The 2,394-nt window shown below is 62.4% G+C and carries 3 protein-coding genes; all 3 read right to left on the bottom strand.

The annotated features are described in order from the left end of the window. Nucleotides 1–167: 167 nt before the first annotated feature. From fliN to fliL, 3 genes are read right to left on the bottom strand one after another with little or no spacing between them, the layout of a single operon-like run. Complete coding sequence (gene fliN / locus AC1RMD_RS31155; protein WP_026334169.1) at nt 168–593, bottom strand: flagellar motor switch protein FliN; 426 nt, start codon at nt 591–593, stop codon at nt 168–170. A 44-nt stretch (nt 594–637) separates the two neighbouring features. Then, nucleotides 638–1,618: a flagellar motor switch protein FliM gene (fliM, locus tag AC1RMD_RS31150; RefSeq protein ID WP_008451348.1), complete on the bottom strand. Its 981-nt coding sequence runs from the start codon at nt 1,616–1,618 to the stop codon at nt 638–640. Nucleotides 1,619–1,628: 10 nt separating this feature from the next. After that, complete coding sequence (gene fliL, locus AC1RMD_RS31145) at nt 1,629–2,153, bottom strand: flagellar basal body-associated protein FliL (protein ID WP_492932735.1); 525 nt, start codon at nt 2,151–2,153, stop codon at nt 1,629–1,631. Nucleotides 2,154–2,394: the final 241 nt, after the last annotated feature.

Below are 2,394 nucleotides of genomic sequence, written 5' to 3'. Positions count from 1 at the left end.
GGCGGCTGTTGTGGCGGCAGGTGTGGCGGCCGGCGGCGTGGCGGCCGCCGTCGGGCCGGCGCCGGCCGCGTGCTGGCCGCCGATGGTGCCCGACACGCTGCGCTGGGCCATTGCGGGCGCGGCGGCCAGGGCCGCCGCGAGGATCAGGGTTGAGCTCAGTGCGTGCTTCATTTATTCAGTTTTCGGATACGTTCGGAAGGCGTGATGATGTCGGTCAGGCGGATACCGAACTTGTCGTTCACCACCACCACCTCGCCCTGGGCGATCAGGCAGCCGTTGACCAGCACGTCCATCGGCTCGCCGGCCAGGCCGTCCAGCTCCACCACCGAGCCCTGCGCCAGTTGCAGCAGGTTTTTGATGGCGATCTTGGTGCGGCCCAGTTCGACCGTCAGCTGCACCGGAATATCGAGGATGAAGTCGATATCGTTATGGGTTTCGGTCTTGCTCGGCGTGCTGGAGAAATCCGTGAACACGGCGGCGCTGGCGGCCTGCGACTGCTGTTTCTCCAACGCGGCCGCTTCCGCCTGGGCTTGCTCGGCAATGGCCGCGCCCCACGGATCGTCGTCCATCGTATCGTCTTGATTATCCGACATGCTTCTCTCCTGTATTGCGGTCACCGGCAGCGGTTGCGCCGGTGTTATTTGATGTTATCGGCATTGGCCAGCAATTTCTCCACCTTGAGCGCGTATTGTCCATTCATCACGCCGTAGCTGCAATCCATGACCGGCACGCCGTCGACCGTGGCCGACAGCAGTTCCGGGATGGTCAGCGGGATGATGTCGCCCACGCGCATATTGAGGATCTCGTCGAAATTGACCTTGGCCGTGCCCAGCGAGGCGACGATTTCCACCTCGGCGATCTGGATCTGCTGCGTCATCAGGCGGATCCAGCGCTTGTCCACTTCCAGCGCCTCGCCCTGCAGGCTGGAGGTCAGCGAATCGCGGATCGGCTCGATCATCGAGTACGGCATGCAGAAGTGGATCTGGCCGGAGACCGAGCCCAGCTCCACCGTGAAGGTGGACGCCACCACCACCTCGTTGGGGGTGGCGATGTTGGCGAACTGGGTATTCATTTCCGAGCGGATGTACTCGAACTCGACCGGATACACCGGTTCCCACGACTTGGTGTAGGCCTCGAACACGATGTCCAGGATGCGCAGGATGATGCGCTGCTCGGTCTGGGTGAAGTCGCGGCCCTCGACGCGGGTGTGGAAGCGGCCGTCGCCGCCGAACAGATTGTCCACCAGCAGGAACACCAGGCCCGGATCGAACACCATCAGCGCGGTGCCGCGCAGCGGCTTCATGTGCACCAGGTTCAGGTTGGTCGGCACCACCAGGTTGCGGATGAACTCGGAATACTTGGAGACCCGCACCGAACCGACCGACACCTCGGCGCTGCGGCGCAGGAAGTTGAACAGGCCGACCCGCAGCAGGCGGGCGAAGCGCTCGTTGATAATCTCCAGCGTCGGCATGCGCCCACGGACGATACGCTCCTGGGTGGCCAGGTTGTAGGTGCGTACTCCCGCGACGTCTTCCTGCGCCTGGACGTCGTCCTGGTCGCCGTTGACGCCCTTGAGCAGGGCATCGACTTCTTCCTGGGAGAGAAAATTATCAGCCATGACGATCTACTTACTGAATGATAAACGAGGTGAACAGCACATCTTCGATGTCCTGCGGCGCGCCGCGGTCTTCGAAGGGTTCCTTGAGCTGGCCGATGATTTCCTTGGCCAGCTGGACCTTGCCTTCCGGCGTATTGATGTCCATGGCGCGCTTGCTCGACAGCAGCAACAGCATGCGGCTGCGCACCTTGGCCATATTGTTCTTGACGTTTTCCTTCTCTTCCAGCCCGCCCACTTCCAGCGTGAAGGCGATTTGCAGGTACTGGTCGGCGCCGCTGTCGCCCGGTTGCAGGTTGACCGTGAACGGCTCGACCGGCACGTATTCCGGCGGACCGGTCTTGGCCTTCTTGGCATTCTTGTGCTTGCCCTTGGCCGGCGCCTCTTCCTCGCCGGCGTCGGCTTTGCCATGCAAGAAGAACCAGGCCGCACCACCGCCGGCCGCGCCCAATACCAGCACCACCGCCAGGATGATGATGATCAGTTTTTTGCTGCCGCCGCCGCTAGGCGCAGCTTCAACTTTCTGATCGGCTTTCATTTTTGGGTTCGCTTTCAAAATTGCCCTTGCATGGTGCGGAAGTGGATCATGACGCCATTATGTCATTATCGGTTGGGACTGCGGCATAGCATACGTCGAAAAGAAGGGCGATCCGGGCGCTGCTTGAGGTTTCCGTAGCGAAACAAACAACAAAACCGGGAGGCAGGGTGGCCGATCCCGGTGGTGGTCGCGGCCGCGGCGGGGTCAGGCGAAGGTGTCGACCGCGCCGGCCGGCACGCGG

It is taken from the genome of Duganella sp. GW822-FHT06D06 (assembly GCF_058799615.1).
The sequence above is the reverse complement of the archived record's forward strand: the minus strand, read 5'-3'. Positions and strand labels throughout refer to the sequence as shown.

Coding starts and splice junctions, on each gene's coding strand:
- fliL (WP_492932735.1), bottom strand. CDS start 2,153: ATGAAAGCCGATCAGAAAGTTGAAGCTGCGCCTAGCGGCGGCGGCAGC.
- fliN (WP_026334169.1), bottom strand. CDS start 593: ATGTCGGATAATCAAGACGATACGATGGACGACGATCCGTGGGGCGCG.
- fliM (WP_008451348.1), bottom strand. CDS start 1,618: ATGGCTGATAATTTTCTCTCCCAGGAAGAAGTCGATGCCCTGCTCAAG.